At 65.7% G+C, this 24479-nt stretch carries 21 protein-coding genes; 17 read left to right on the top strand and 4 right to left on the bottom strand.

The annotated features are described in order from the left end of the window. The first annotated feature begins 36 nt into the window (after positions 1 to 36). Genes LC062_RS13930 through LC062_RS13920 form a run of 3 tightly spaced genes read left to right on the top strand, consistent with a single transcriptional unit; the run spans position 37 to position 3782 of the window. On the top strand, positions 37 to 1038 hold the full coding sequence (locus tag LC062_RS13930) for a 4-hydroxyproline epimerase (RefSeq protein ID WP_224911637.1): 1002 nt from the start codon (positions 37 to 39) through the stop codon (positions 1036 to 1038). After that, positions 1019 to 2728, top strand: coding sequence for a cis-3-hydroxy-L-proline dehydratase (gene lhpI / locus LC062_RS13925; protein ID WP_404829723.1), 1710 nt, complete (start codon positions 1019 to 1021; stop codon positions 2726 to 2728). Before LC062_RS13930 ends, lhpI begins: the two co-directional genes overlap by 20 nt. 25 nt (positions 2729 to 2753) lie before the next feature. After that, positions 2754 to 3782, top strand: a complete 1029-nt coding sequence (locus tag LC062_RS13920) for a trans-3-hydroxy-L-proline dehydratase (protein ID WP_224911635.1) — start codon at positions 2754 to 2756, stop codon at positions 3780 to 3782. 83 nt (positions 3783 to 3865) lie between these two features. On the opposite strand, the gene LC062_RS13915 is transcribed toward LC062_RS13920, so the two are convergent. After that, complete coding sequence (locus tag LC062_RS13915; RefSeq protein WP_224911634.1) at positions 3866 to 4429, bottom strand: TetR/AcrR family transcriptional regulator; 564 nt, start codon at positions 4427 to 4429, stop codon at positions 3866 to 3868. A gap of 301 nt (positions 4430 to 4730) precedes the next feature. Here LC062_RS13915 and LC062_RS13910 point away from each other — a divergent pair, with 301 nt between their 5' ends. Then, complete coding sequence (locus LC062_RS13910; protein ID WP_224911633.1) at positions 4731 to 5195, top strand: nuclear transport factor 2 family protein; 465 nt, start codon at positions 4731 to 4733, stop codon at positions 5193 to 5195. A 70-nt stretch (positions 5196 to 5265) separates the two neighbouring features. Here the strand turns inward: LC062_RS13910 and LC062_RS13905 are convergent, their stop codons facing one another. Next, positions 5266 to 6321 carry a helix-turn-helix transcriptional regulator gene (locus LC062_RS13905; protein ID WP_224911632.1) on the bottom strand — a complete coding sequence of 352 codons (1056 nt, stop codon included), beginning with the start codon at positions 6319 to 6321 and terminating at the stop codon, positions 5266 to 5268. Positions 6322 to 6565: 244 nt separating this feature from the next. Here LC062_RS13905 and LC062_RS13900 point away from each other — a divergent pair, with 244 nt between their 5' ends. From LC062_RS13900 to LC062_RS13860, 9 genes are all read left to right on the top strand, one after another. Next, the gene (locus tag LC062_RS13900; RefSeq protein WP_224911631.1) at positions 6566 to 7771 is read left to right on the top strand and encodes an acetyl-CoA C-acyltransferase; all 1206 of its coding nucleotides are present in this window, start codon (positions 6566 to 6568) and stop codon (positions 7769 to 7771) included. A gap of 99 nt (positions 7772 to 7870) precedes the next feature. Then, positions 7871 to 8623 (top strand): TetR/AcrR family transcriptional regulator, encoded by a 753-nt coding sequence (locus LC062_RS13895; RefSeq protein WP_224911630.1) that lies wholly within the window; start codon positions 7871 to 7873, stop codon positions 8621 to 8623. Between the two features lie 268 nt (positions 8624 to 8891). Beyond that, the gene (locus tag LC062_RS13890) at positions 8892 to 9773 is read left to right on the top strand and encodes a branched-chain amino acid ABC transporter permease (RefSeq protein ID WP_224911629.1); all 882 of its coding nucleotides are present in this window, start codon (positions 8892 to 8894) and stop codon (positions 9771 to 9773) included. A 4-nt stretch (positions 9774 to 9777) separates the two neighbouring features. After that, positions 9778 to 11589 carry a branched-chain amino acid ABC transporter ATP-binding protein/permease gene (locus LC062_RS13885; RefSeq protein WP_224911628.1) on the top strand — a complete coding sequence of 604 codons (1812 nt, stop codon included), beginning with the start codon at positions 9778 to 9780 and terminating at the stop codon, positions 11587 to 11589. Then, entirely contained in the window at positions 11582 to 12304 is a 723-nt protein-coding gene (locus tag LC062_RS13880) for an ABC transporter ATP-binding protein (RefSeq protein WP_224911627.1), read from the top strand. The genes LC062_RS13885 and LC062_RS13880 overlap by 8 nt, the downstream gene beginning before the upstream one ends. A gap of 131 nt (positions 12305 to 12435) precedes the next feature. Beyond that, complete coding sequence (locus LC062_RS13875; RefSeq protein WP_224911626.1) at positions 12436 to 13320, top strand: enoyl-CoA hydratase; 885 nt, start codon at positions 12436 to 12438, stop codon at positions 13318 to 13320. A gap of 2 nt (positions 13321 to 13322) precedes the next feature. Beyond that, on the top strand, positions 13323 to 14486 hold the full coding sequence (locus LC062_RS13870; RefSeq protein ID WP_224911625.1) for an acyl-CoA dehydrogenase family protein: 1164 nt from the start codon (positions 13323 to 13325) through the stop codon (positions 14484 to 14486). Between the two features lie 12 nt (positions 14487 to 14498). Next, positions 14499 to 15605: an acyl-CoA dehydrogenase family protein gene (locus LC062_RS13865; protein ID WP_224911624.1), complete on the top strand. Its 1107-nt coding sequence runs from the start codon at positions 14499 to 14501 to the stop codon at positions 15603 to 15605. After that, positions 15602 to 16513 carry an SDR family oxidoreductase gene (locus LC062_RS13860; RefSeq protein ID WP_224911623.1) on the top strand — a complete coding sequence of 304 codons (912 nt, stop codon included), beginning with the start codon at positions 15602 to 15604 and terminating at the stop codon, positions 16511 to 16513. The genes LC062_RS13865 and LC062_RS13860 overlap by 4 nt, the downstream gene beginning before the upstream one ends. Before the next feature lie 69 nt (positions 16514 to 16582). On the opposite strand, the gene LC062_RS13855 is transcribed toward LC062_RS13860, so the two are convergent. Both LC062_RS13855 and LC062_RS13850 read right to left on the bottom strand, forming a co-directional pair. After that, positions 16583 to 17383, bottom strand: coding sequence for an SDR family oxidoreductase (locus LC062_RS13855; RefSeq protein ID WP_224911622.1), 801 nt, complete (start codon positions 17381 to 17383; stop codon positions 16583 to 16585). A gap of 44 nt (positions 17384 to 17427) precedes the next feature. Next, on the bottom strand, positions 17428 to 18579 hold the full coding sequence (locus LC062_RS13850) for an acetyl-CoA C-acetyltransferase (protein ID WP_224911621.1): 1152 nt from the start codon (positions 18577 to 18579) through the stop codon (positions 17428 to 17430). 197 nt (positions 18580 to 18776) lie between these two features. Here LC062_RS13850 and LC062_RS13845 point away from each other — a divergent pair, with 197 nt between their 5' ends. The 4 genes from LC062_RS13845 (at position 18777) to LC062_RS13830 (ending at position 24384) form a co-directional block, all read left to right on the top strand. Beyond that, positions 18777 to 19793, top strand: coding sequence for an SMP-30/gluconolactonase/LRE family protein (locus tag LC062_RS13845; RefSeq protein WP_224911620.1), 1017 nt, complete (start codon positions 18777 to 18779; stop codon positions 19791 to 19793). Positions 19794 to 19994: 201 nt separating this feature from the next. Beyond that, the gene (locus tag LC062_RS13840) at positions 19995 to 21428 is read left to right on the top strand and encodes an NAD(P)/FAD-dependent oxidoreductase (RefSeq protein ID WP_224911619.1); all 1434 of its coding nucleotides are present in this window, start codon (positions 19995 to 19997) and stop codon (positions 21426 to 21428) included. 75 nt (positions 21429 to 21503) lie between these two features. Next, on the top strand, positions 21504 to 23102 hold the full coding sequence (locus LC062_RS13835; protein ID WP_224911618.1) for a FadD3 family acyl-CoA ligase: 1599 nt from the start codon (positions 21504 to 21506) through the stop codon (positions 23100 to 23102). Between the two features lie 88 nt (positions 23103 to 23190). Further along, complete coding sequence (locus tag LC062_RS13830; protein ID WP_224911617.1) at positions 23191 to 24384, top strand: ABC transporter substrate-binding protein; 1194 nt, start codon at positions 23191 to 23193, stop codon at positions 24382 to 24384. Positions 24385 to 24479 lie beyond the last annotated feature (95 nt).

Here is a 24479-nt window from a genome sequence, read left to right as displayed (position 1 = left end):
GGCCCGGATTCCCCAAGGCGTTGTTCTGAGGTGAAAATGACCCAATACACCTTTCCCTGCATCGATGGGCATACCTGCGGCAATCCGGTGCGACTTGTCACCGGCGGCGCGCCGATGCTGCGCGGTGCGACCATGCTGGAAAAGCGTGCGCATTTTCTGGCCGAATACGACTGGATCCGCACCGGCCTGATGTTCGAGCCGCGCGGCCATGACCAGATGTCGGGGGCAATCCTCTACCCGCCGACCCGCGAGGATTGCGACATCGCGGTGCTGTTCATCGAGACCTCGGGCTGTCTGCCCATGTGCGGGCATGGCACCATCGGCACCGTGACCATCGCTCTGGAAAACGGTCTGATCCGCCCGCAAACCCCGGGCACGCTCAGGCTGGAGACGCCGGCCGGTCGGGTCGATGTGCGCTACACCCAGGAAGGCCGGTTCGTCGAGGAAGTGCGGCTGACGAATGTGCCGGGCTTCCTTCATGCCGAAGGCCTGACCGCCGAGGTCGAGGGTTTGGGCGAGATTGCCGTCGATGTGGCCTATGGCGGCAATTTCTACGCCATTGTCGAGCCGCAGAAGAACTTCCGCGACATGGCGGATTTCTCCGCTTCCGAGTTGATCGGGCTGAGCCCGAGACTGCGCGCGGCGCTGAATGCGAAATACGAATTCGTTCACCCCGAGCATCCGGCAATCAACGGTCTCAGCCACATTCTGTGGACCGGCACGCCGCGCGACCCTGAGGCCCATGCGCGCAATGCGGTCTTTTATGGCGACAAGGCCATCGACCGCTCGCCCTGCGGCACCGGCACCTCGGCGCGGATGGCGCAGCTCGCCGCCAAGGGCAAGCTGAAGCCGGGGGACGATTTCGTCCATGAAAGCATCATCGGTTCGCTGTTTCGCGGCCGGGTCGAGGCGACGACGGAGGTGGCGGGCCGTCCGGCCATCGTGCCGTCGATCGCCGGCTGGGCGCGGGTAACCGGCTTCAACACCATCTTCATCGACGAGCGCGACCCCTTCGCGCATGGCTTTGTCGTCACCTGAAAGGCCGATACCGATGGGCTCTCTTTTCGTTCCCGCCGAGGCCGAAGGGCCGGTGCTGGCCTTTTCCGAAGGCTTGAGCTTCTGGGGCGGTGTCGATCCGGCGACGGGCCGGGTGATCGACGCGCATCACCCGCTGTGCGGCCAGTCGCTGGCCGGCAAGGTGGTGATGATGCCGACCAGCCGGGGCTCCTGCACCGGCAGCGGCGTCTTGCTGGAGCTGGCGCTGAACGGCCACGCGCCGGCGGCGCTGGTGTTTCGCGAGGCCGAGGACATCCTCACGCTTGGTGCGCTGATTGCCGGGCGCATGTTCGGCAAGCCGCTGGCGGTGGTGCGGCTGGCGCCGGAAGACTACGACGCGCTTGCCGCCGCCCCCAGCGCACGGATTCTTCCCGACCGGATCGAGGCCGGGGCGCTGTCCGTGCCGCTCGTTCCGCTCGATCCCACCAAACTGGCGCTGAGCGAGACCGACCGCGCCATGCTGGCCGGGGAGGAAGGGCAGGCCGTGCAGCTTGCCATGGAGATCATCTGCACCATGGCCGCCGGGCAGGGAGCGGACCGGCTCGCCGATGTCACCCGCGGCCATATCGACGGTTGCATCTACGCAAGCCCCGCCAATCTGCGCTTTGCCGAGGCGATGGTCGAATTGGGCGCGCGGGTGCGGATCCCCACCACCATGAACGCCATTTCCGTGGATTTCGCCAACTGGTGCGCGCAAGGCGTGGCGCCGGACTTCGGCCAGCCGGCGGCACGGCTGGCGCAGGCCTATGTGGACATGGGCGCCCGGCCCAGCTTCACCTGCGCGCCCTATTTGCTGCCCGAAGCCCCCTCGCGGGGCGAGGCGATTGCCTGGGCGGAATCCAACGCGGTGATCTATGCCAACAGCGTGCTTGGCGCGCGCAGCGTCAAGCACCCGGATTTTCTCGACCTGTGCATCGCCCTGACCGGGCGGGCGCCGCTGTCCGGGGTTTACTTGCAGGAAAACCGCGCCGCGCGGCGGGTGATCCATGTGGAGCTGCCGGAGGGGTATGACGATGCGCTCTGGCCGATGCTGGGCTGGCTGGCCGGACAGCTTTCGCCCGACCGGATCCCGCTGCTGACGGGGCTGGAAGAAGCCGCACCGTCGGAAGACGATCTGAAAGGGCTTTGCGCCGCCTTCGGCACCACATCGGCGGCGCCAATGCTGCATGTGGCCGGCGTGACCCCGGAAGCCGGCGAGGCGGTGGCCGCCGATGCCGATAGCACCCGCATCACCCGCGCCGATCTCGCCAGGGTCTGGCAGACCTTCAACCAGGGCGACGACACGGTCGATCTGGTGGCCTTCGGCAGCCCGCATTTCTCGCTGGCCGAGTGCCGGGCACTGGCGCAGTCCCTGGGCGGGCGGGTTCGAAATCCCGACACGGCGGTCATCGTCACCCTGGGGCAGGACGTGCTGACCAAGGTACGCGAGGAGGGTCTCCTTGCCCGGCTCGAAGCCTCGGGCGTGCAGGTGGTGGCCGACCTTTGCTGGTGCTCGATCTCCGAGCCGGTGTTCCCGCCGGAGGCCCGGGTGCTGATGACCAATTCCGGAAAATACGCCCATTACGCCCCGGGCCTGTGCGGCCGCGCGGTCCGGTTCGGCAGCCTGCGCGACTGTGCCGAGGCGGCGGTCAGCGGCCATGCGACCGCCGCGCTGCCGGCCTGGCTCGCCTGACAGACCACGACTGAGAGACGCCAAGATGCGAAGCAGCAAGACCGTACATGTGATTTCCGCCCATGCCGAAGGCGAGGTCGGCGACGTGATCGTCGGCGGTGTCGCGCCGCCGCCGGGCGACACGCTCTGGGAACAGAGCCGCTGGATCGCCAGGGACGAGACCTTGCGCAATTTCGTGCTCAACGAGCCGCGCGGCGGGGTGTTCCGCCATGTCAACCTGTTGGTGCCGCCGAAGGATCCGCGCGCCGATGCCGCCTTCATCATCATGGAGCCGGAAGACACCCCGCCGATGTCGGGATCGAACTCGATCTGCGTCTCGACGGTGCTGCTCGATGGCGGCATCCTGCCGATGAGCGAGCCGGTGACGGAGCTGGTGCTGGAAGCGCCGGGCGGGCTGGTCAAGGTGCGGGCCGAATGCGCGGACGGCAAGGCGCAGCGGATTTTCGTTGAGAACCTGCCGAGTTTCGCCGCCGAGCTTGATGCCTCGCTGGAGGTCGAGGGGCTTGGCACCCTGACCGTCGACACCGCCTATGGCGGCGACAGCTTCGTCTTCGTGGATGCGCAGGCGCTCGGTTTCGCGCTGACGCCGGACGAGGCGCATGACATGGCGCGGCTGGGGGTGAAGATCACCGCCGCGGCGAATGAAGCGCTGGGCTTTCACCACCCGGAAAACCCCGACTGGAAGCACATTTCCTTCTGTCTGTTCGCCGGTCCGGTCACCCGCGATGCCGAGGGCTTGCGCGCTGGCGCGGCGGTGGCGATCCGCCCGGGCAAGATCGACCGCTCGCCGACCGGCACGGCGCTGAGCGCGCGCATGGCGGTGCTGGCGGCGCGCGGGCAGATGGGCCCTGAAGACCAACTGACGGCGGTCTCACTGATCGGCTCGACCTTTACCGGGCGTATTCTCGGGGAAACCCGGGTGGGCGAACTACCGGCGATCCGGCCGCAGATTTCCGGACGCGGCTGGGTCACCGGCATTCACCAGCACATGCTCGACCCAAGCGATCCCTGGCCGGAGGGCTATCGCCTGTCGGACACCTGGGGCGCGCGCTAGCGGCGGCGCCATAACCTTGTCCGCTTCGGTCCGGCCAGAGAACGGTTGTCTTGGGAGCAACCGCCCTGGCCGGGCAGGAGACCCTATTGACGGTGAGCTTCGATCAGTTGGATCGCCGCTGCCTTGGCATCTTGCGCCGGGTTCGCCGTATGGCCCAGATGGGCCGTGACCATCGCCCCTTCCTTCAGAAGAAGCAATTGCCGGGCGAGCGCGTCGGCATCCCGTAACCCCGCCTTCCGGGCGAGGTCGGTGATGTGGATTTCAAGCATCCGCTTGTGCTCGGCGGACTGCTTGTGAATGGGGTGGTTGGCGTCCTGATATTCAGAGGATGCCTTGATGAACATGCACCCCCTGTAGCCGGGCTCGGCGAACCATTCTTCCAGCGCGTCGAACATGGCAATCAGTTGCTGTCGCGGCGTCTCGGCCAATTCCTCCATCCGGCGATAGAGCCAGTTTCGAAAATGCTCGTCGCGCAGGCGTAGCACCGCGAGGATCAGATCCTCCTTGGTGCGAAAGTGCTTGTACATCGACGTTTTCGATATGCCGGTTTCGGCAGCCAGCATGTCCATGCCGGTCGCCTGAAAGCCGTTGCGATAGAACGCTTGCAGCGCCTGTTGAACCAGCTCGTCGCGTTTGGTTGGTCTCACGATACACCTGCCTTTGAAACTGATCGGTACATATTGGTAAGCCGATCATGGCGCAAGGTGTAAAATTTTTCTCTGAAAAATCAGAATGATGATCGGCTGCGTCTCGTTTTTCAGCGAGTTCAGCCGACTATTTCGCTTGACTAAGTGAACTGATCGGTTCAGTTACTGAGATGCAAAGTGTACCGATCGGTAAACATAGAGCCTTCCGGTCACGGCGCTCCGGCATCCAACCGTCTGGCGTTTCACTTCCGGCCAGATGGCCGCAAGCGGGTCCAAAACGAACATGAAACAGGAGAAGATCATGAGCCGTCCCCCCCTTCCGCCCTTCACCAGGGAATCCGCAATCCAGAAGGTGCGTGCCGCCGAGGATGGCTGGAATTCGCGCAATCCTGCGAAAGTGGCGCAGGCCTACACGCCCGACAGCCTGTGGCGGAACCGGTCCGAGTTCCTCCAGGGCCGCGAGGCAATCGAAGCGTTTCTGACGCGGAAATGGGAAGGCGAGAGAGAGTATCGCCTTATCAAGGAGCTCTGGGCCTTCACCGACAACCGTATTGCCGTGCGGTTTGCCTACGAGTGGTGCGACCTTGAGGGAAACTGGTTCCGCTCCTATGGCAACGAGAACTGGGAGTTTGATGAAGACGGCCTGATGCGGTGGCGCCTTGCATCGATCAATGATCTGCCGATCAAGGAAGAGGACCGGGTGATGCGCTGGCCGATGGGAACGCGGCCCGACGATCATCCGGGCCTGTCCGACCTGGGGCTCTGAGGCCCCCTTGCCAATGGGGCCGGCGCGCGAGCGCCGGTTCCTTCTTTCGCAAGGAGCGGGGGGCCTTGCCTCACTCCTCCTGGCCGGCCAGCGGTGTCATGCCCAGCACCGCCGCGCTGCTCAGCATCAGGCGCATCAGTTCGGTCTGGCGGCTGATGCCGCTTTTGGAAAAGATCGAGCGCAAATGGGTGCGCGCGGTGTTACGGCTGATGTTCAGCGACTGGGCTGTTTCGTCGAGCGAAAGGCCCGAGGTCAGGCTGCAGGCGACCTCGGCTTCAGCGGCGGTCATGGCGAAGAGATTGCGCAGGATGGCGCGCTCCGGCTCGCCGCTGCGGTCCGGATCGCGGATCATGACGACAGTGGCAAAGCCGCCGGGCGCCTCCGGCGCGCAGCGCAGGCTGTGAACGATGAGGCCCAGCTCGCGCCCGCCCGAGGGGCGAGAGACCACCAGCGTTTGCGGCTGTTGCCGGGGAGAGCCTGCGGCTTGGTCCAGCTTGCCGCGAATGGCGGTCTGCAGCAGCCGGTTGTCGGCCGCATCGGCCGCCGCCAGACCGCCGCGCAGGAGCTGCAACCCGTCGCGGCTGTCGATCAACTCCCGGGCGACCCGGGTCGCGTGGATCACCTTGCCTTGCGCATCGAGGAAGATGGCGCCGACGGCCAGTCGGTCGAGGGTGCTCGAATAGACGCTGCGCTCCTGTTCCGAGCGGTCGATCTGGGCGGCCAGCCGGTGGGCGCGGCGGATGTGCCGCAACAGGTCCTGGGTAAGGTCCTGAAGAGAGGCCGGAAAGGGCGCGCCATCATGGCTCGGGGTCAGATGCAAGCGGTAGTGGTCGTCATGCGGATCGCCGCATTCTGCGGTGACCCAGGCGCTGGTCGCGGCGAGCAGGGCGCCGCGCGTGTCCGTCCCCATCGCCGTGTTGTCGGAGCCCCCTGCCGCGTTTGAGGAAAGGCAGCGATGGCGAACGCTCGCCCCGCGCGTCTCGATCTCCAGCGTGACCTCCATCGCCCCGGTGGCGCCGCGTACCAGGTCCAGGCATTGGCGCAGCGTGCCGCCCCCGGTGAGCGTGTCGTAGATGCGTTCAATGATATCCGCTGTTTCGGCGTTGCGCCGGACCGTGTCGAGCATGTCGGTTCCTCCCGCGATGCAATGTCTGGCCGTCGGTCCCTCCCGATCCGTACCAACATTTTCACCATCATGACGATTAATCGACTATGTGTCAATTAATCGGCTATGCGTTGAATTTTAGTCGTTTATTTTGCCCTGACGCTGCTCGTCCCCTCGGACGATGCGCGCTGTGCCGGTTCGAAGGAAAAAGGTCGGGAATCCTTTGGCCGTGCGCTCCGGCGCGGCCGGCAAGCAGGGAGCTGTCATGCGGGAAGCAGTGATTGTCTCGGTGGCGAGAACGCCCATCGGCAAAGCCTACAGGGGCGCCTTCAACGATACGGAGGCACCGGCTCTGTCCGGACATGTCGCGCGCGAGGCGCTGGCCCGCGCCGGGGTCGCCGGCGGGGAGGTCGACGATGTGGTCATGGGGTGTTCGGCGCAGCAGGGAACCCAGGGCTACAACATCGGGCGGCTGACCGCCGCCGCCGCCGGCCTGCCGGAGACCGTGCCGGGCATGACCGTCGACCGGATGTGTTCGTCCGGGCTGATGGCTCTGGCCATCGGCGGCCGGCAGATCGCGCTCGACGGTATGGAGACGGTGATCGCCGGCGGGGTCGAATCGATCAGCCTCACCCAGAACGGCCACAAGAACACCTACCGCAACCAGTCGCAGGCGGTGACGGCGCGGTGGCCGCATATGTACATGCCGATGATCGAAACAGCGGAGATCGTCGCCGAGCGCCATGGCATCGACCGTGCGGCGCAGGATGTGTTTTCGCTGCAAAGTCAGCAGCGCACCGCCGCTGCCCAGGCCGCCGGCCGGTTCGATGCGGAACTGGCACCGATGACCACCCGCAAGCTGGTGAAGGACCGGGAAACCGGTGAGACACGCCATGAAGAAGTGTGTCTTGCGCAGGACGAGGGCGTGCGGGCGGAGACGACGCTGGAGCGCTTGCGCGGGTTGGCTCCGGTCTTTGCCGATGGGGCGGTGGTGGAGACGGGGCGGCATGTGACGGCGGGCAATTCCTCCCAGCTTTCCGATGGCGCGGCGGCGCTGGTGCTGATGGAGGCGCGGCGGGCCGAGCGACGTGGTCTGTCGCCGCTCGGTGCCTTGCGCGGCATGGCCGTTGCCGGCTGTGCGCCGGAGGAAATGGGGATCGGTCCGGTCCTTGCCGTGCCGAAGCTCCTGGAGCGCCATGGGCTCGCGGTCGACGACATCGATCTGTGGGAACTCAATGAGGCCTTTGCCAGCCAGGCGGTCTATTGCCGCGACCGGCTTGGCATCGACCCGGACAAGCTCAATGTGAATGGCGGGGCGATTGCCGTCGGTCATCCGTTCGGCATGACCGGCGCCCGGCTGTCCGGCCATCTGCTGATCGAGGGGCGCCGGCGGGGCGCGCGTCATGGCGTGGTGACAATGTGCATCGGCGGCGGCATGGGCGCGGCCGGTCTGTTCGAGATCTTTTCGTGAGTTGGCGGGGGCGCGGCGGACAGCCCGGTTCCGCTTCGGTCCCTGCCGGTGCTAGGGTCAGCATGTTTCGAGGCGATGGATCGCCGGGGAGGTTCGGAAATGGCGAACAGGGGCGAAGGCGACGGTGAACGGGACGCTGATCGGGACAAGCCGCGCGCGCAGAAGGCGGAGCGGCGCGAGACCAATCCGCGCAAGGAGCTGGTACGCGAACAGCTTCTCGATATTGCCGCGCGGATGTTCGACGAGAAGGGCTACGACCGGTGCAGCATGGCGGCCATCGCCAGCGAGGTCGGGCTCGGGCGGTCGGCGATCTACCATTATTTCGGGTCGAAGGACGAGATCCTGGCGGCACTGATCGATACGGAGGCGTTCGAGCCGTCGAAACGCCTGCGCGATCTGGCCAGCGACAGGACGCATAGCCCGGCCGAGCGGTTGCGGGTCGCCATCGTCGACGGCGTGGTGCGACGGCTGTCCAGCGGGGCGCGCTTCGTGCGGCTCGCGCGTCTTGAGGCGCAGATCCCCGACCATCTTCTGGCCGACTACAACACCTCGCGCCGGGCGATCTACGACTATTACGTCGATTGCATCGAACAGGGCATCACCGCCGGCGAGTTCCGCGAAGTGGACGCTCAAATCGCCGCCTTCGCGGTGATCGGCATGGCCAACTGGACCTCGCGCTGGTACCAGCCCGGCGGCCGCCTCAGCGCCGAGGAAATCGGCGAGGCGATGGCGGATCTGGCCCTCGCCGGCCTGCTTTCCAATGATCAGAACCAGCGCCGCCTGGAAGAGGCGCGCAGCCGCATGCGGGCGCTGAGCGACGATGTCGCGGCCCTGACCCAGCTTCTCGGCTAGCATCGGGGCTTGCCGCCCCGGGGCGCAAGATATCCCTGGCCATGCGGATGGCTGCTGCGTCGTCCGATTGCATGATGCAGCCACTGCACTTTCACGGCACACTCTGACGACAAACGGTTATCGCCAACCGGAGCCGGCCTCAGCCGGCATGACAGCGTTCGGCCCCGGGGAGGGGGCCTGCGTCATCTGACCCGGGAAAACAGGCAGGACCGTCGCGCGACGTGGCCTGAAGGCGTTCACGTGCGGGACGGGGTGTGGGGGGAGGAACATGCTCAACGAAATCGCCATCATCGTCATACGGGGAGTGGCCATCGGCGCGCTGTTCTCCATCATCGCGATGAGCTTCAACATTGTGCACAATGCCACGCGCATCCTGAATTTTGCGCAAGGCAACATCTTCATTCTGGGGGGCTTTGCCGCCTATTTCCTGGCGGATAACGCGGGGCTGCCGAGCTGGCTCGCGATGCTGCTGCTGGCCAGCCTGGTCATCGCCGTTCTCGTCGCCGCGCAAGGCTGGCTGACCCTCTTGCCGCTACGGGACAACACCACCGAGCAGGACAGCTGGATGATCTCCACCGTCTCGGTCTCCGTCATCATCGCGGCGATCCTGATGCTGCTTTACGGACCGTTCGCCTATTCGGTCAGCGGGCCGGTGCCGGCATTCCGGATCTTCGGGGTCAAGACACCCGGCGCCTTCATCCTGGCGATCGCCGCCATGCTGGGCTGGTATCTTCTTTTATCCTGGTTTTTGCGCCGGACGTTCACCGGGCTGGCGATCAGTGCGTTGTCGCAGGATTTCGATGCGGCCCGTGCTGCTGGCCTCAGCGTTCGCCGGCTGCAGCTTCTCGCCTTCGGTATCAGCGGCATGATTGCCGGCTCCGCCGGGTTCATGGTGGCGCCGATCATCTCCGTCAGCCCCGACGCGGGATTGCGCTACGTGCTCAACGGTTTCATCGCCGCTGTGGTCGGCGGGATCGGCAACAACACCGGCGCGCTGATCGGCGGACCGCTGGTCGGGGTGATGGCGATGCTGATGGCCTACAAGGTCGGTGGCGCCTATCAGGATCTGGCCTCGCTGATCGTCCTCGTGGTGATCCTGATGTTCTGGCCGCAGGGCCTGTTCGGACGCGCAACGGCGCGGAGGGTGTGACGCGATGGCCAGCCAACACAACAGTCTTGCCGAGGCAGCCGGGCCCGAAGTGTCCCTTCCCGCCGGGAAAGGGCATTTCAAGTCCGACGGGCTGCAGCTTCGCCTTGGCATCCTGCTGATCTTGCTGACCGGGATCGGGCCGAGCCTCTTGGGCAACTCCTACTGGGAGCACACCTTTCAGCTGGTGAACATCTACATCGCGGTCGCGGTCCTGCAGAATTTCCTGTTTGTCGACGCGGGCCAGAAAAGCTTCGGACAGGGCGCCATCCTCGGTCTTGGTGCCTATGGGCTGGCCATTGCCAGCGGCATTCACGGGTTACCGCTGACGGTTGGTGTGCTGGCGGCGGTGGGAGCCGCCATGCTTGGTGGCCTGTTGTTCGCCCTGCCGGCCCTCAGGGTCCAGGGGTTCCATCTCGGCTTCGCCACTCTGAGCGCGGCCATCGTCTTTCCGCAGCTTCTGATCCAGTTCGATGACGTGACCCGGGGCATCAACGGCATCAGCCTTTATCTGCCGGCGCTGAAGACCCCCCTGGTTCTGGGGCTGAGCGGGTTGACGCTGCTGGTGACGGCGGTGCCGATTGCCGCGCTTCTCCTGCATTACGGCATCCGCAATGCCCGGTTGGGCCGGCGCATGCGCGTTGCGGCGGAAAGCGCGGAGGCGGCCCGCTCGCTCGGCGTGCGTCCGGGGCTGATGCGGGCGCTGGCCTTCATGATTGTCTCCGCCGGCACCGGCATTTGCGGTGCGCTCTATGTTCCCACGGTCGGCTTCATCAGCCCGCAAGGGTTTTTGGTGGAACTCTCCTTCACCCTGTTCTTCGTGGTGGTCGTCGGTGGGCGCGGTCAGCTTCTGGGGCCGATCGTCGGCATCTGGGTGATCTACATCGTGCCGAATGTCCTTCTGGTGCAGCTCGTCGAATACCGCCTGTTGATCTACGGCTTCCTGACGCTGGCGGTGGTGATCGTCTTTCCCGACGGGCTGGTCGGCACCATCGAGGCGCGGCGGCGCAAGCGTTTCCAGCGCGGCGGCGGCGAACAGGGCTTCCGCCTCGCCCCCTTTACCGAGATGCTGGAGAAGATCCCGCCGCGCCAAGTACCGGCTGAGGCCGCGCCCATTCTGGAGGTGCGCGGCGCGGTCAAGCGCTTCGGCCAGGTGGTGGCGCTGGACGGCGTCGATCTCAAGGTGCGCCCCGGCGAGGTGCATGGCCTGATCGGCGCCAATGGTTCGGGCAAGACCAGCCTTTTGAACGTGATCTCCGGTTTCAGCCGGATGGATGGCGGCAGCTACAGCTTCCGGGGGCGCGATGTGACCCGGCAAAGCGCCTCGAGCATCGCCCGGATGGGGCTCGGGCGCACCTTCCAGACACCGCGGATCTTCACCGACCTGTCGGTCTGGGACAACATCCAGCTCGGTCTCGATGCCCGCCCGACGCCGCTGGCGCCGGAGATGGCCGCGCTCGCCGAGCGCTTCAAGGAGGCCTATGGCGAGGACAACCCGGGCCTTCTCGCCCATGGCCAGCGCCGCTTGCTTGAGGTCATTCGCGTGGTCTTCGCCGATCCGGGGCTGGTGCTGTTCGACGAGCCGGCGGCGGGACTTTCCCCGGTCGAGCGGGCCGAATTTTCCAGGCTGCTGCGCCTGCTCAGCAAGCGGCTCGGCATGGCGGTGATCCTGGTGGAACACGATCTCGATCTGGTCTGGGATATTGCCGACCGCATCACCGTGCTGGAGACCGGCTCCGTGGTGGCCTCCGGACCGCCGCAGGAACTCGCCCGGGATCCGGCCGTGCAGCATCTTTTCGTCGGAGGCGCACATGCTTGAAGTTCGCGGCCTGATGGCCGGATACGGGGATATCCCGGTGCTGCGCGGCATTTCCCTGCATGCCAAACCCGGCGAGATCCTGCTGATTGGCGGGGAGAACGGGGCCGGGAAATCGACCTTGATGCGGGCGATTGCCGGCTTCATCAAACCCTCGCAGGGCAGCGTTCTGCTGGATGGTCAGCCGCTCACCGGCCTGCCACCGGAAAAGGTGGCGCAGTCGGGGCTGCGGCTGGTGCTTGATGGGCACCGGGTTTTTCCCGAGCTCACCGTCACCGACAACCTGCGCATGGGGGTGGCCGCCCGGCGCGGCGACCGGGCGGGGCTCGCACGGTCGCTGGAAGAGATCTATGCGGTCTTCCCCATCCTGAAGGAAAAGGCCAAGGCGCGGGCACATGATCTGTCCGGCGGCCAGCAGCAGATCCTGGCTCTCGGTCAGGCCTTTGTCGCCCAGCCGCGCGTCCTTTTGTGCGACGAACCTTCGCTCGGGGTGGCGCAGGCGCTGTTGCCGCCGATCCTGTCGTTCCTGCGGCGCTGGGCGGAAGGCGGCACCGCCGTCGTCATCGTCGATCAGCATGTGAAGATCAGCCTGCCCTATGCGGATCGGGCGATGATCGTCCAGCGCGGCGAGGTGGTGCTGGACTGTCCCGCCGGCGAGCTCGACCAGCGGCTTTCGGACATGCACGAGGCGCGCCAGAGCGCTTACGCGGAAAGCTGATCGCGGAGGCGGCCCCTCCGCCTCGTCGGCCTGTCGGACATGGCGCCTTGTCGTCCTATCGGACGATGAAGCGGGTGGGCCAGCGGGCTATCCCTTGAGGCATGAGACAGCGAACCCGTGAGGAGCTTGTCATGCCGGACAGTGGAAGCCCGCCCCCCAGCTACGAAACCGACCAGCCCGTTCTTTACCGGGTCGAGGCGTCGGTTGCCTGGATCACCATGAACAGGCCCACCTACAACAATGCCCAGAACTCGCAGATGACCTATGCGCTCGACGATGCCTTCAAGCGGGCGGTCGATGACGATGCGGTGCGGGTGATCGTGCTGGGCGGCGCGGGCAAGCACTTCTCCGCCGGGCACGACATCGGCACCCCGGGGCGGGATGTGGATCGCAGCTTCGAGCGTCGGTTGCTCTTTCCCGATCATGTGGGCCGTGCCGGCGCCGAGTTCCTCTACACCCGCGAACACGAGGTCTACCTGGGCATGTGCCGGCGCTGGCGCGATTGCCCCAAGCCGACCATCGCCATGGTGCAAGGGGCCTGCGTCGCCGGTGGCCTGATGCTGGCCTGGGTCTGCGATCTGATCATCGCTTCGCAGGATGCGTTCTTTCAGGATCCGGTGGCGCGGATGGGCATTCCGGGCGTGGAGTATTTCGCCCATGCGTTCGAACTGCCGCCGCGCGTTGCCAAGGAGTTCCTGCTTCTGGGCGAGCGGATGAGCGCGGTGCGGGCCGAAGGCTTCGGCATGGTCAACCAGGTGGTGCTGCGGGAGGAACTGCGCGACACGGTGGGCGAGATCGCCGGCCGGCTGGCGGAACGGCCGCCGCTCGGTACCTGGCTGGTCAAGCAGGCGGTGAACCATGTGGAGGACCTGCGCGGCAAGCGCACCGGCATGGATGCGGTCTATCACATGCATCACTTCGCTCATGCCCAGAACGAATTGGCGACCGGGCACCGGCTGGCCGGGCTCGACGGTGCCGCCATGTCGGCAGCGAACAAGGCGGAAAACGGAGGCTGACGGTGGATCTGCGCTACACGGATGAACAACAGGCCTTTCGCGCCGAGGTGCGCGACTGGATGGCGGCCAATGTGCCGGCCGACCCGCTTCCCTCCTTCGATGGCGGACGAGCAGGGTTCGAGGCCCATCGCGACTGGGAGGCCCGGCTCAATGCGGGCCGCTGGGGCATGGTCACCTGGCCGGAGGCCTATGGCGGGCGCGGGCTCGATCTGATCCGCTGGCTGATCTTCGAGGAGGAGTATTACGCCGCCGGCGCGCCCTTGCGGGTCAACCAGAACGGCATTTTCCTGCTCGGTCCGACCCTGATGGAATACGGTTCGCAGGAGCAGAAGGCGCGGTTCCTTCCGCCGATGGCCACCGGCGAGGAGATCTGGGCGCAGGCCTGGTCGGAGCCGCAGGCGGGATCCGACCTGGCGGCGGTGCGGGCGAAGGCGGTGCGCGACGGAGACAGCTATCTCCTGTCGGGGCACAAGATCTGGTCCTCACGGGCGGTGATGGCAGACTGGGCCTTCGGCCTGTTCCGCACCGATCCGGCCTCCGAGCGCCACAAGGGCCTGTCGCTGATCCTGTTCCCGCTCGATGCGGAGGGGGTGCGCCGGCAGGCGATTGCCCAGATCAACGGCGAGACCGGCTTTGCCGAACTGTTCCTGGACGAGGTGCGGGTGCCGGCCGGCAACCGGGTGGGAGCGGAAGGCGAGGGCTGGCGGATCTGCATGGCCACTGCCGGCTTTGAGCGCGGATTGATGCTGCGCAGCCCGGCCCGGTTCCAGATGACCGCGCGGCGTCTCGTGGAGCTCTACGAGGCCAACCGCGAGACCTGCACCCCGGCGCAACGGGATGCGGTGGCGGAGGCCTGGATGGCCGCCGAGGCCTATGCGCTGTCGATCTACGCCACCGCTTCGCGGCTGATCGCCGGCGGCAGCATCGGCGCGGAGGCCAGTCTCAACAAGATCTTCTGGTCGGAGATGGACATAAAGATGCACGAAACCGCGCTGGCGATCCTCGGAGCGCGGGCGGAACTCTTGCCGACCGCCTCCGCCGCCGGCGATGTCGGGCGCTGGCTCGATGGCTATCTCTTCTCGCTGGCCGGGCCGATCTATGCCGGCACCAACGAGATCCAGCGCAACATCATCGCCGAGCGGCTGCTTGGCCTGCCGCGCGGCTAGAAAGGATACGTCATGAATTTCGCCTTTAGCGAAGAGCAGACGATGATGGCGGACGTGGTCCGCGAGTTGCTGGCCCGCGAATGCGGATCGGCGGCTCTGCGCGGGCAGATGTCTGCCGCCTGCAGCTTCGACCGGGAGCGGTGGCGCAAGCTGCTGGAGTTGGGGCTGGCCGGAGTTCTGGTTCCCGAAGACGCCGGCGGTCTCGGGCTTGGCGGTGCGGATTTCGTGCAGATTGCCGAGGCCTGTGGTTATGCCTGCCTTCCCGAACCGCTGGTGGATCATGCCGGGGTGGTGCTGCCGCTTCTGGCCGACAGCGAGGGCGAGACGGCTCGGGCGGCGCTGACGCAGGGCCTTGAAACCGGCACGGTGATCGCGCTGACTCATCCGCAGACGCCGTGGATCGTTGCCGCCAATGCGGCCTCCGCCTTCGTGTTGCCAGGCCCGGACGGGTTGCGGTTGGTGCGAAGCGAGGAGGTCCGGCGCGTCCAGCAAGCGGGCATCGACCCGTTACGTCAGCTTTTCACGGTAAGCGCGGAGCCGGCAGCGGGAGCGCTGATCGCCGCGCCAGGGGCAATGGCGGCGCTGCTGGCGCGAGCCGCTGAACGCGGCGCGGTGTTCACGGCGGCGGAGCTGGTGGGCCTTGCCCAGGCCTGTGTCGATCTTGCCGTTGCCTATGCGGGCGAGCGCCGGCAGTTCGGCCGGCCGATCGGCGCCAATCAGGCGATCAAGCATCATCTGGCAAGCGCGCAGGTAAAAATCGAATTCGCCCGCCCGGTGGTGCATGCGGCGGCAGCGCTCGTTCCCGCTCTTTCCGAGGGCGTGCCGCAGAGCCTGGAGAGCCGCGCGCGGGTGTCCCATGCGCTGTTGGCGGCGGGGGAGGCGGCGACGCTGGCGGCGCGGACCGCGCTTCAGGTGCATGGCGCCATGGGCTACTCCTGGGAGGTGGATGTGCATCTTTATCTGAAGCGGGCGCTCTCGCTCACCCAGCGCTGGGGCGGTCAGGAACATCACCGCCAGCGCATCGCGGAGCGGATCCTCACCGCGCCGCTCGGGCCTGACCGGTTGTTTCCGCAAGTCGCGGAGGAGACAGGGACGACGCCAATGAAAAGGACGGCATGATGGGAGTTTGCAAGGATCGGGTGGTGATCGTCACTGGCGCGGGGCGGGGGCTCGGCCGGGCCTATGCGCTCGAACTGGCGTGCCAGGGGGCGGCGGTCGTGGTCAATGATCTCGGTGTCGGCAACCACGGCGAGGCAGGCGAGACCAGCCAGAGCCCGGCCGAGCAGGTGGTGGCGGAAATCACCGCCGCCGGCGGGCGGGCCGTGGCCAATGGCGAGGATGTCGCCGATTGGGAGGCGGGCAAGCGCATCGTCGACACCGCGCTTGAAAGTTTCGGCGCGCTGCATGCGGTGGTCAACAACGCGGGCTTTGTGCGCGACCGGATGTTCGTCTCGGCAACGCCAGAGGAATGGGACGCGATGATGCGGGTGCATCTGCGCGGCCATTTCTGCACCTCGCGCCATGCGGTCGATCATTGGCGGGCCGAGGCCAAGGCCGGGCGCGATGTCGATGCACGCATCGTCAACACCACCTCGGGCGCGGGCCTTCAGGGCTCCATCGGCCAGAGCGCCTATTCGGCCGCCAAGGCGGGGATCGCCAGCCTGACGCTGGTGCAGGCCGCGGAACTGGCGCGTTACGGCATCACCGCCAATGCGATCGCGCCGCAGGCCCGCACCCGCATGACCGAGGAGGCGTTCGGCGCGGCAATGTCGCGCAAGGATGGCGATTTCGATCTGTTCGCGCCGGAAAACACCGCGCCGCTGATCGCCTGGCTGTGTTCGGCCCGGTCCGGCAAGGTGACCGGCGAGGTGTTCGAACTGCTGGGCGGACGGCTTTCGGTGGCGCTGGGCTGGAACGACGGCCCGAGCCGGGATCGGGGTGCTCAATGGCCGGCGGAGGATGTCGGCGAGGCGGTCGCAAGCCTGCTGGCCGACCGCCCTGCGGCAAGGCCGGTCTACGGCCAGTGAGATCGTGATGTGAAGGGGGGATGAGGGCGCGCATGGCCGCGCCCTCTTTTCGTGGTCGGGGCGCGCGGCTCAGTCCGCGCCCAGCCGCTCGACCTGATCGAGGAACAGCGGCTTTTCCCCGCCGCCATGAATCTCCAGCGTCGCCCCGGAAATGTAGCGGGCCATCGGACTGCAAAGAAACAGCACGCCCTTGGCGATGTCCTCCGGCCGGCCCATGCGCCGCGCCGGCAGGGATGCGGCAATGGCGCTACGTGCCGCCTCGGTGCCATAGGGCTGGGCCTCGCCGCCGGTTTCCACCAACCCGACGACGATGGCATTGACGCGGATGTCCGGCCCCCATTCGGCGGCAAGGCTGCGGGTCAGGCCGAGAAGTCCCGCCTTGGCGGCGCCATAGACGGCGGTGCCTGGCGAGGGCCGCGTCGCCGAGACGCTGGCGATGTTGACGATGGAGCCGGCCTCCGCGCCTTTGCGCATCCAGGGCGCCACCGCCTGGGACAGGTGAATGGGCGCGGTCAGGTTGAGCGCGAGAATGGCCTCGTGAAAGCGCGGGGAGACGGTGGCCGCATCCACCGCCGGCGAGCCGCCGGCGTTGTTGACGAGAATGTCGATACGGCCGAACTCCCGCCCGACCGTCTCGACGAAACCGGCCACCTCTTCATGTTTGCGCACGTCGCAGGGCCAGAATCGGGCGGCACGCCCGCCGGCTTCCGGCAAGGCATCGGGGGCGCTGCGGCCGCAGATGGCGACCTCGGCGCCGGCGGCAAGAAGCTCGCGGGCGATGTCCGCGCCGATGCCACGGGTGCCGCCGGTGACGATGGCCACGCATCCATCGAGCCTGATGTCGGCATCTGGCAGGCCGGTTTCGGTCATGGGGTCGGGCTCCTCTGGTGAAACAGGCGGATGAGGGGCATCGACTAAAGCCGCTCGATGATGGTCACGTTGGACTGGCCGCCGCCCTCGCACATGGTCTGCAGGGCGAAGCGGCCCTTGCGGCGTTCGAGCTCATGCAGCATCGAGGTCATCAGCCGCGCGCCGGTGGCGCCAAGCGGATGGCCAAGGGCGATGGCACCGCCATTGACGTTGACCCGCTCATGGGGAATGTCGAGATCCTTCATCCAGGCCAAGGGGATCGAGGCGAAGGCCTCGTTGCACTCGAAAAGGTCGAAATCGGCGATCTTCATGCCGGTCTTTTCCAGCGCGTATCGGGTCGCCGGGATGGGGGCGGTCAGCATCCAGACCGGATCGGCGCCGCGCACGGAAAGATGATGAATGCGCGCGCGTGGCGTCAGGCCATGGTCCTTGACTGCCTGTTCGGAGGCGATCAGCAGCGCGGCGGAGGCATCGCTGTTCTGGCTGGCGACGCCGGCATGGACGCGCCCGCCCTCGATCAGCGGTTCGAGCCCCGCCATCTTCTCCAGCGAGGTGTCGCGGCGCGGCGGTTCATCCACGGCGAAGCCGTCGATCGGGGCGATCTCGTCGCGGAACAGGCCGCCGTCGATGGCGGCGATGGCGCGCTGGTGGCTTTCGAGCGCAAAGGCTTCCATCTCCTCGCGGGAGGAGTTCCACTTCTCGGCGATCATCTCGGCGGCGCGGAACTGGCTGACTTCCTGATCGCCATAGCGGGCAAGCCAGCCCGGCGAGGTGCGAAAAGGATCGGGGTAGCCGAATTGCGCGCCCACCGTCATGGCCGCGCCGATCGGGATGGTGTTGAGGCTCTGAACGCCGCCGGCAACGACCAAGTCCTGGGTGCCGCTCATCACTCCTTGCGCGGCGAAATGGATCGCCTGTTGCGACGAGCCGCATTGCCGGTCGACGGTGACGCCGGGCACATGATCGGGCAGGCCCGCGACCAGCCAGCAGGTGCGGGCGATATCCCCGGCCTGCGAGCCGATGGTTTCCGTGCAGCCATAGATCACATCGTCGACGGCGGCCGGGTCGATGCCGGTCCGCGCCATCAGCGCCTTGATCGGGTGCGCGCCGAGATCGGCGGAATGCAGCGTAGCGAGCGCCCCCTTCTTGCGGCCGATAGGGGTGCGCACGGCGTCGACGATATAGGCTTCGGGCATTGTTCGAACCTCTCCAGAAAAACACCAGTTGCCGAAATCCTAAGCACGCACCGGGCACCGACAATCACCCGAAGAGACGAGTTGGCGAAGAGACGAGCCGGCAACAAGACGAGCCGCCTGCGCTCACCCGAACAGACGATGCGGCCGGCGGCGGAAGGACCAATCCTGACGTGCATCTTGCGAAAAGGGAGGGGTTCATGTCGCGCTGCCTTGCATTTCTTTCCGTGTTTTTCCTGTCCATGTCCTTGGGCCTGGTGCCGGCGGCCGCATCCGAATGGCGCATTCTGGCGCAATTCGACGATGCGCCGGAAGGGCTTGTCGCCGATGGCAAGGGTGGGTTCTACGTCAGCCTGTTTCACTCCGGTCATGTCATGCAGGTCGCCAAGGACGGGACTGTCAGAAAGGTCGCCGATCTGCGGACGGTGATCGGCCCGGCCAAGGGCAGCACCGTCGGCATCGATTGGGATGGTGCGGATAAACTTTATGTCGCGTTTTCCGAGTATTCCAAGCGCTTTCCCTGGCCGGCCAAGGCGAACCTTTCCGTCGAGGCCTGCGGCGATGCGACCGTGACGAGATCGGGCCTTTACGCGGTGACCCTGTCGACCGGCACCGTCGAGCCGGTGGTGACCCGCGCGGATGGCTATCCGTTCTGCTTTCCCGACGATCCGGTGATCGCCTCCGATGGCAGCATCTACCTGTCCGACCTCAGCCTGCAGGCGATCTGGAAGATCGACCCGAAGAAAAAGTCCGCCGTTCTGTGGTCGAAGGACCCGCTGTTCAGTCCCGGGGACAAGAGCCTGAGCGGCTATCCGGTGGGGGTCAACGGTATCGCCCTGGCCGCCGATGAAAGCGCGCTGTTCGGGGTGACGGGCGGGATTCCGATGCTGGTCAAGGTGCCGATCAACGCCGATGGCAGCGCCGGCAAGGCCGAGATGCTGACCTTCGGCTATGACAACATGGATGGGCTGGAGGTCGATGCGGAGGGGAATTTCTACCTGACGGAGACCCTGCGCAGCGAAATCTGGAAGGTGAGCCCGGATGCGCGCAAGCGCGAGCAACTCGGCAATCCGCTGCAGGCACCGCTCGGCGCGCCGGCCAGCCTTGCTTTTGGCGCGGAGGATATCTGCGTCACCAATCTCAACTTCTTCAAGCACCTGCCGGAGGAGAAGGCGAATTCGATCGCCTGCCGGAAGCTTGGCGCGCCGCTCTGGTAGCGCCTCGCTCGGCGTCCGCCCCCGCCCGGGGGCGGGCGGTCAAGATTTGAGGTTCACCCAAACAGACGATGCAGCTTTTGACGCCGGGAATAGAGTTCATTGCGTAGGTTCGGGAAAGAACAGTCAAAAATATAAGAAAATTGAATTCAGGTCCGCTTTCTCAATCTGCGCTTTTCAGAGGAATTCACGCAGGAGATCGTGATGAAGCAGTATGAAACGGATGTTCTTGTCATTGGCGGCGGTCCGGCCGGATCGACGGTGGCGACCATTCTGGCAAAGAACGGCATCAAGACCAACGTTCTGGAGCGCGATATCTTCCCCAGGTATCACATCGGCGAGTCCCTGCTCGCCTCATTGATGCCGATGATCGACATCATCGGTGCGGGGGAAAAGCTGAAGACGCATGGCTTTGTCGAAAAGCCCGGCGGCTACTTCAACTGGGGCAACGAGAAGTGGTCGTTCCGGTTCGATGAGGTGGAAGGCGCGCCGACCCATTCCTACCAGGTGAAGCGGGCGGAGTTCGATGAGATCCTGCTCAACCATGCCGCCGAGACCGGCGCCAGCGTGCATCAGAATGTGAAGGTCACGAAGATCAACTTCGAGAACGGGCGCGCGGTCAGTGCCGATTTCCATGACCGGACCAAGGACAGCAAGGGCACCATCGGCTTCAAGTATCTGGTCGACTGCTCCGGGCGCAGTGGCGTGCTCGCCAATGAACACACCAAGAGCCGGCATTTCCACGAGGCGTTCAAGAATGTGGCGATTTGGTCCTACTGGACCGGCAGCCATCTGACCTACGACGACCTGCCGGAGGGCTCCACCCGGATCATCTCCATCGAGGCCGGCTGGATCTGGTTCATTCCGCTGCATGACGGAACCGTCAGCGTCGGCATTGTCCTGACCCATGATCAGTTGCGAAAAGAGCGGGCCGCCGGGCGCAGCAACGAAGAGATCTACGACCGCACGCTACAGGCAAATCCCGAGGCGAAGATCATCCTGGCGAAGGCCGAGCGCCGCGAGGTGCGGATGGAAACGGATTATTCCTACACCTCGGACCGGTTCTCCGGTCCCGGCTATTTCATGTGCGGCGATGCGGCCTGTTTCCTCGATCCGCTGCTGTCGAGCGGCGTCCATCTGGCGATGGTCTCCAGCCTGATTGCCGGTGCCTGCATCGCCAGTGTGCTGAAGGGCGAAGTGGCCGAGGACCGGGCCGTCAACTTCTTCGAGACCAGCTATCGGCAGGCCTATTTGCGCTTCCTGATGCTGGTGTCTTCCTTCTACGATCTGGGCCGGGGGCAGGACGGGTATTTCTGGGAAGCCCAGCGTCTCACATCGAAGGATTACGCCGACGGCGAGATGAAGAAGGCGTTTGTCAGCATCGTGTCCGGCGGCGCGGATTTCGAGGAGGTGCGCGACGGGCAATACGGCGAGGTGGTTGCGAAGAAAGTGGCCGAAAAGCTGCGCCAGGGGGTCGACATGCGCCGCGGTGCCGGAGAATTCGGCGATGAGACGCGGGAGCAGAACATGCAGTTCATGGACGCGCTCAACGGCTTGAGTTTCCTGCAGAAGAATGCCGCCATCGATGGTCTTTACGTGGCGACGGCGCCAAGGGTCGTCCTGGCGGAGACCGCCTGAGGCGTCCTCGTAATTTGTTTTACGCAATTCCAAGGCCGGCGGTGCTGAAGCCGCCGGCCCCGAACAGGTAGCCAGATGATTACTGAAGACGACAACTGGAGCTTTTCCACGATCCCGGCCCTGTGCGCGCGGGCCGCCGAGGTCTATGGCGATCGGCGGGCGGTCGAGGATGGGGACCTCTGCCTTTCCTTCATCGAGCTCGATGCCATGCGCCGGCGGATGGCCAAGGCGATGATCGCGGCGGGGGTGGAAAAGGGCGACCGGGTGATGATCTGGGCGCCGAACGGCTGGCGCTGGTTCGTAACCGCGCTCGGTCTTGTCAGCGCCGGTGCCGTGCTGGTGCCGGCCAGCACCCGCTTCAAAGGCGGGGAAATCGCCGATCTGGTAACCCGTAGCGGCACATCCCTGCTGTTTTCGGTGGGCACGTTTCTCGAGCGCTACTATCCCGATCAGTTGCAACAGGAAACCCGGGCGCAATTGCGCCAGGTCGTCGTCCTCGAAGGGCCGCGCGGAGCGGATCGCGACTGGGCGGATTTCCTTGCCGCAGGCGACGGCATCAGCGATGCGGAGCTGGCCGCGCGCGAGGCTGAGGTCGGCCCGGACGACCTGTGTGACATGCTGTTCACCTCAGGCACCACGGGCTATCCCAAGGGGGTGATGTACGCCCATCGCCAGTGCCTGCGCGGCATCGATGGCTGGGCGACCCGGGTCGGGGTGCGCGAACACGACCGGGTGCTGGTCATTCCGCCGTTCTTCCATGCCTTCGGCTACCGCTGCGGTGCCATCGTGTCGATGATGCGCGGCGCTGTGCTGATCCCGCATCTGACCTATGACGCGGGCGAGATCCTGCAGCGGGTGCAGGACAGCGGCATTACCGTCATTCCCGGGCCGCCGGCGATCTTTCACGGCATGTTGCAGCATCCGCAGCGGGCGGAGTTCGATACGCGCAGCCTGCGCCTTGGCGTGACCGGCGGGGCTGTGGTGCCGGAAGTGCTCGTCCGGCGCATGCGTGAGGATCTCGGCTTCGAAGCGGTGGTCAGCGGCTATGGCCTGACCGAATGCGGCGGCTTTGGCACCATGTGCTCCTTCACCGATCCGGATGCGGTGATTGCCAGCACCGCCGGCAAGGCGATGCCCGACACCGAGGTCCGCATCATGGGCGCGGATGGGGTGCTTTTGGCCGCGGGCCAGCCGGGCGAGGTGGTGATCCGCGGCTACATGGTGATGAAGGGCTATTTTCAGGACCCGGCGGCCACTGCCGAGACCATCGACAAGGATGGCTGGCTGCATACTGGCGATATCGGCACCTTCGATGCGCAAGGAAACCTGCGGATCGAGGACCGGCTGAAGGACATGTACATCACCGGCGGGTTCAACTGCTATCCGGCGGAAATCGAACGGATTCTCAGCGGCCATCCGGCCATTGGCGTGGTTTCGGTGATCGGCGTGCCCGATGAGCGCCTCGGCGAGGTAGGGCGGGCGTTTGTCATTCTGCGTCCGGGCAAGACCGCCAGCGAGGAGGAGATCATCGCCTGGGCGAGGGACAACATGGCCAACTTCAAGTGTCCGCGCGCGGTGGAGATCCGGACCTCCTTGCCGATGAGCGCGCAGGGAAAGGTGCAAAAGACACTCCTGCGAGAAGAGATCGCGGCGCGAAAAATGGCGGAAGCCTGAGACCCGGGAGGGGGGCGAGCCGCGAGACGAGGATCGGGACAGGAAAACACAAACAACAAGACCAGAGGTCAGAAGGAGGAGGACAGTGATGGATCGGAACGGAAAGTGGCTGGGACTGTGCGCGGCGATGGCGCTCGGCCTGGCATCGACCCAGGCCGGGGCGCAAGAGCCGCTGAAGCTCGGCGGGATGGTCTCGCTGACCGGCAACGGTGCCTCGATCGGCAAGGTGGCGGAAATCGGCTGGCGTATGGCGGTTGAGGACATCAACGCCCAAGGGGGGATTGCCGGCCGGCCGGTGGAGTTCATTCTGGCCGATACCCTGACGGATCCGACCCATGCGCTGGGCGAAGCGCGGCGCCTGATCGAGAATGAAGGGATCGAGGCGATGGTCGGTCCGGTGACCAGCCAGGAGGTGATCCCCGTCACCGCCGTGACGACGGCGGCGAACCTGCCGCAGATCACCGCCGCCTCCTCGGCAACGCTCACGCCTGAGGCCGCGCCCTATCATTTCTCCAACTCGCCGACCGGTCTGGCTCAGATGATCCCCAACATCGACTATGCGATTGATGTGCTGGGGCTGACCAGGCTGGCGATCATCTCCGACAATGGCGGCATGTCGAAGGATGCGGTCGCGGAGATGATCCGCTACCTGAAGTCCCGCGAGCTGGAGCCGGTCGAGGTGCAGGAATTCGCCTTCCGCACCGAAGACATGACCCCGCAGCTCTTCTCGCTGCGCTCCAGCGGCGCGGAGGCTGTGCTGATCATCAATTCGCTTGGCGACGACGCCCGCAAGTTCCTGCAGAACCGGGATGAGATCGGCTGGGACGTGCCGGTGTTCGGCAGTCTGACCATGACCAACTTCTCGGTCGGTAATGCCAAGATCCTAGGGCAGGAGGCGTTTGATGGGGTCAACAGCGTGCAATTCGTCGGCATGACCTATTGCGAAGGGGATCCGGTCGGGGCCTCCGCCTATGCCCGGTTCGACAAGCGCGCCAAGGAGACGGTGAGTGATCTGGAGCGGCTCGGCGGCAGTTCCTCCATCATCCCCTATTACATCGAACCCTTCATCGTGAAGGCGGCGATCGAAGGGGCCGGCTCGACCGACGGCGACAAGGTCGCCGCCTGGATTGAGGCGAATGCGGCATCGATGGACAACATGCTGGGGACCTTTTCTGCCAGCAGCGAAACCCATTTCCTGCCCTCGTCGAAAACGCTGGTGGTGGTCAAGAACGCCTTTGCCCCGCGCGAGGATGGGCTGACCGAACGGGCGAAGTGCGATTGACGCCTTCACCCTTGTGACATCGAGACCAAGGGCCGCCTCCGGGCGGCCCTTTTGCGTTCGAAAGGCGCGGCGGCTGCGCGCAAGGATTGTCGCGC

This window comes from Stappia indica, from assembly GCF_020177335.1.
Taxonomy (GTDB): domain Bacteria; phylum Pseudomonadota; class Alphaproteobacteria; order Rhizobiales; family Stappiaceae; genus Stappia; species Stappia indica_B.
The sequence above is the reverse complement of the archived record's forward strand: the minus strand, read 5'-3'. Positions and strand labels throughout refer to the sequence as shown.

Bases quoted from the DNA above. Each gene is read 5' to 3' on its own strand.
- LC062_RS13875 (WP_224911626.1), top strand. From the start codon at position 12,436: ATGCCGGACAGTGGAAGCCCGCCCCCCAGCTACGAAACCGACCAGCCC.
- lhpI (WP_404829723.1), top strand. From the start codon at position 1,019: ATGGCTTTGTCGTCACCTGAAAGGCCGATACCGATGGGCTCTCTTTTC.
- LC062_RS13930 (WP_224911637.1), top strand. From the start codon at position 37: ATGACCCAATACACCTTTCCCTGCATCGATGGGCATACCTGCGGCAAT.
- LC062_RS13910 (WP_224911633.1), top strand. From the start codon at position 4,731: ATGAGCCGTCCCCCCCTTCCGCCCTTCACCAGGGAATCCGCAATCCAG.
- LC062_RS13835 (WP_224911618.1), top strand. From the start codon at position 21,504: ATGATTACTGAAGACGACAACTGGAGCTTTTCCACGATCCCGGCCCTG.
- LC062_RS13890 (WP_224911629.1), top strand. From the start codon at position 8,892: ATGCTCAACGAAATCGCCATCATCGTCATACGGGGAGTGGCCATCGGC.
- LC062_RS13895 (WP_224911630.1), top strand. From the start codon at position 7,871: ATGGCGAACAGGGGCGAAGGCGACGGTGAACGGGACGCTGATCGGGAC.
- LC062_RS13860 (WP_224911623.1), top strand. From the start codon at position 15,602: ATGATGGGAGTTTGCAAGGATCGGGTGGTGATCGTCACTGGCGCGGGG.
- LC062_RS13845 (WP_224911620.1), top strand. From the start codon at position 18,777: ATGTCGCGCTGCCTTGCATTTCTTTCCGTGTTTTTCCTGTCCATGTCC.
- LC062_RS13830 (WP_224911617.1), top strand. From the start codon at position 23,191: ATGGATCGGAACGGAAAGTGGCTGGGACTGTGCGCGGCGATGGCGCTC.
- LC062_RS13905 (WP_224911632.1), bottom strand. From the start codon at position 6,321: ATGCTCGACACGGTCCGGCGCAACGCCGAAACAGCGGATATCATTGAA.
- LC062_RS13880 (WP_224911627.1), top strand. From the start codon at position 11,582: ATGCTTGAAGTTCGCGGCCTGATGGCCGGATACGGGGATATCCCGGTG.
- LC062_RS13840 (WP_224911619.1), top strand. From the start codon at position 19,995: ATGAAGCAGTATGAAACGGATGTTCTTGTCATTGGCGGCGGTCCGGCC.
- LC062_RS13900 (WP_224911631.1), top strand. From the start codon at position 6,566: ATGCGGGAAGCAGTGATTGTCTCGGTGGCGAGAACGCCCATCGGCAAA.
- LC062_RS13855 (WP_224911622.1), bottom strand. From the start codon at position 17,383: ATGACCGAAACCGGCCTGCCAGATGCCGACATCAGGCTCGATGGATGC.
- LC062_RS13850 (WP_224911621.1), bottom strand. From the start codon at position 18,579: ATGCCCGAAGCCTATATCGTCGACGCCGTGCGCACCCCTATCGGCCGC.
- LC062_RS13885 (WP_224911628.1), top strand. From the start codon at position 9,778: ATGGCCAGCCAACACAACAGTCTTGCCGAGGCAGCCGGGCCCGAAGTG.
- LC062_RS13865 (WP_224911624.1), top strand. From the start codon at position 14,499: ATGAATTTCGCCTTTAGCGAAGAGCAGACGATGATGGCGGACGTGGTC.
- LC062_RS13920 (WP_224911635.1), top strand. From the start codon at position 2,754: ATGCGAAGCAGCAAGACCGTACATGTGATTTCCGCCCATGCCGAAGGC.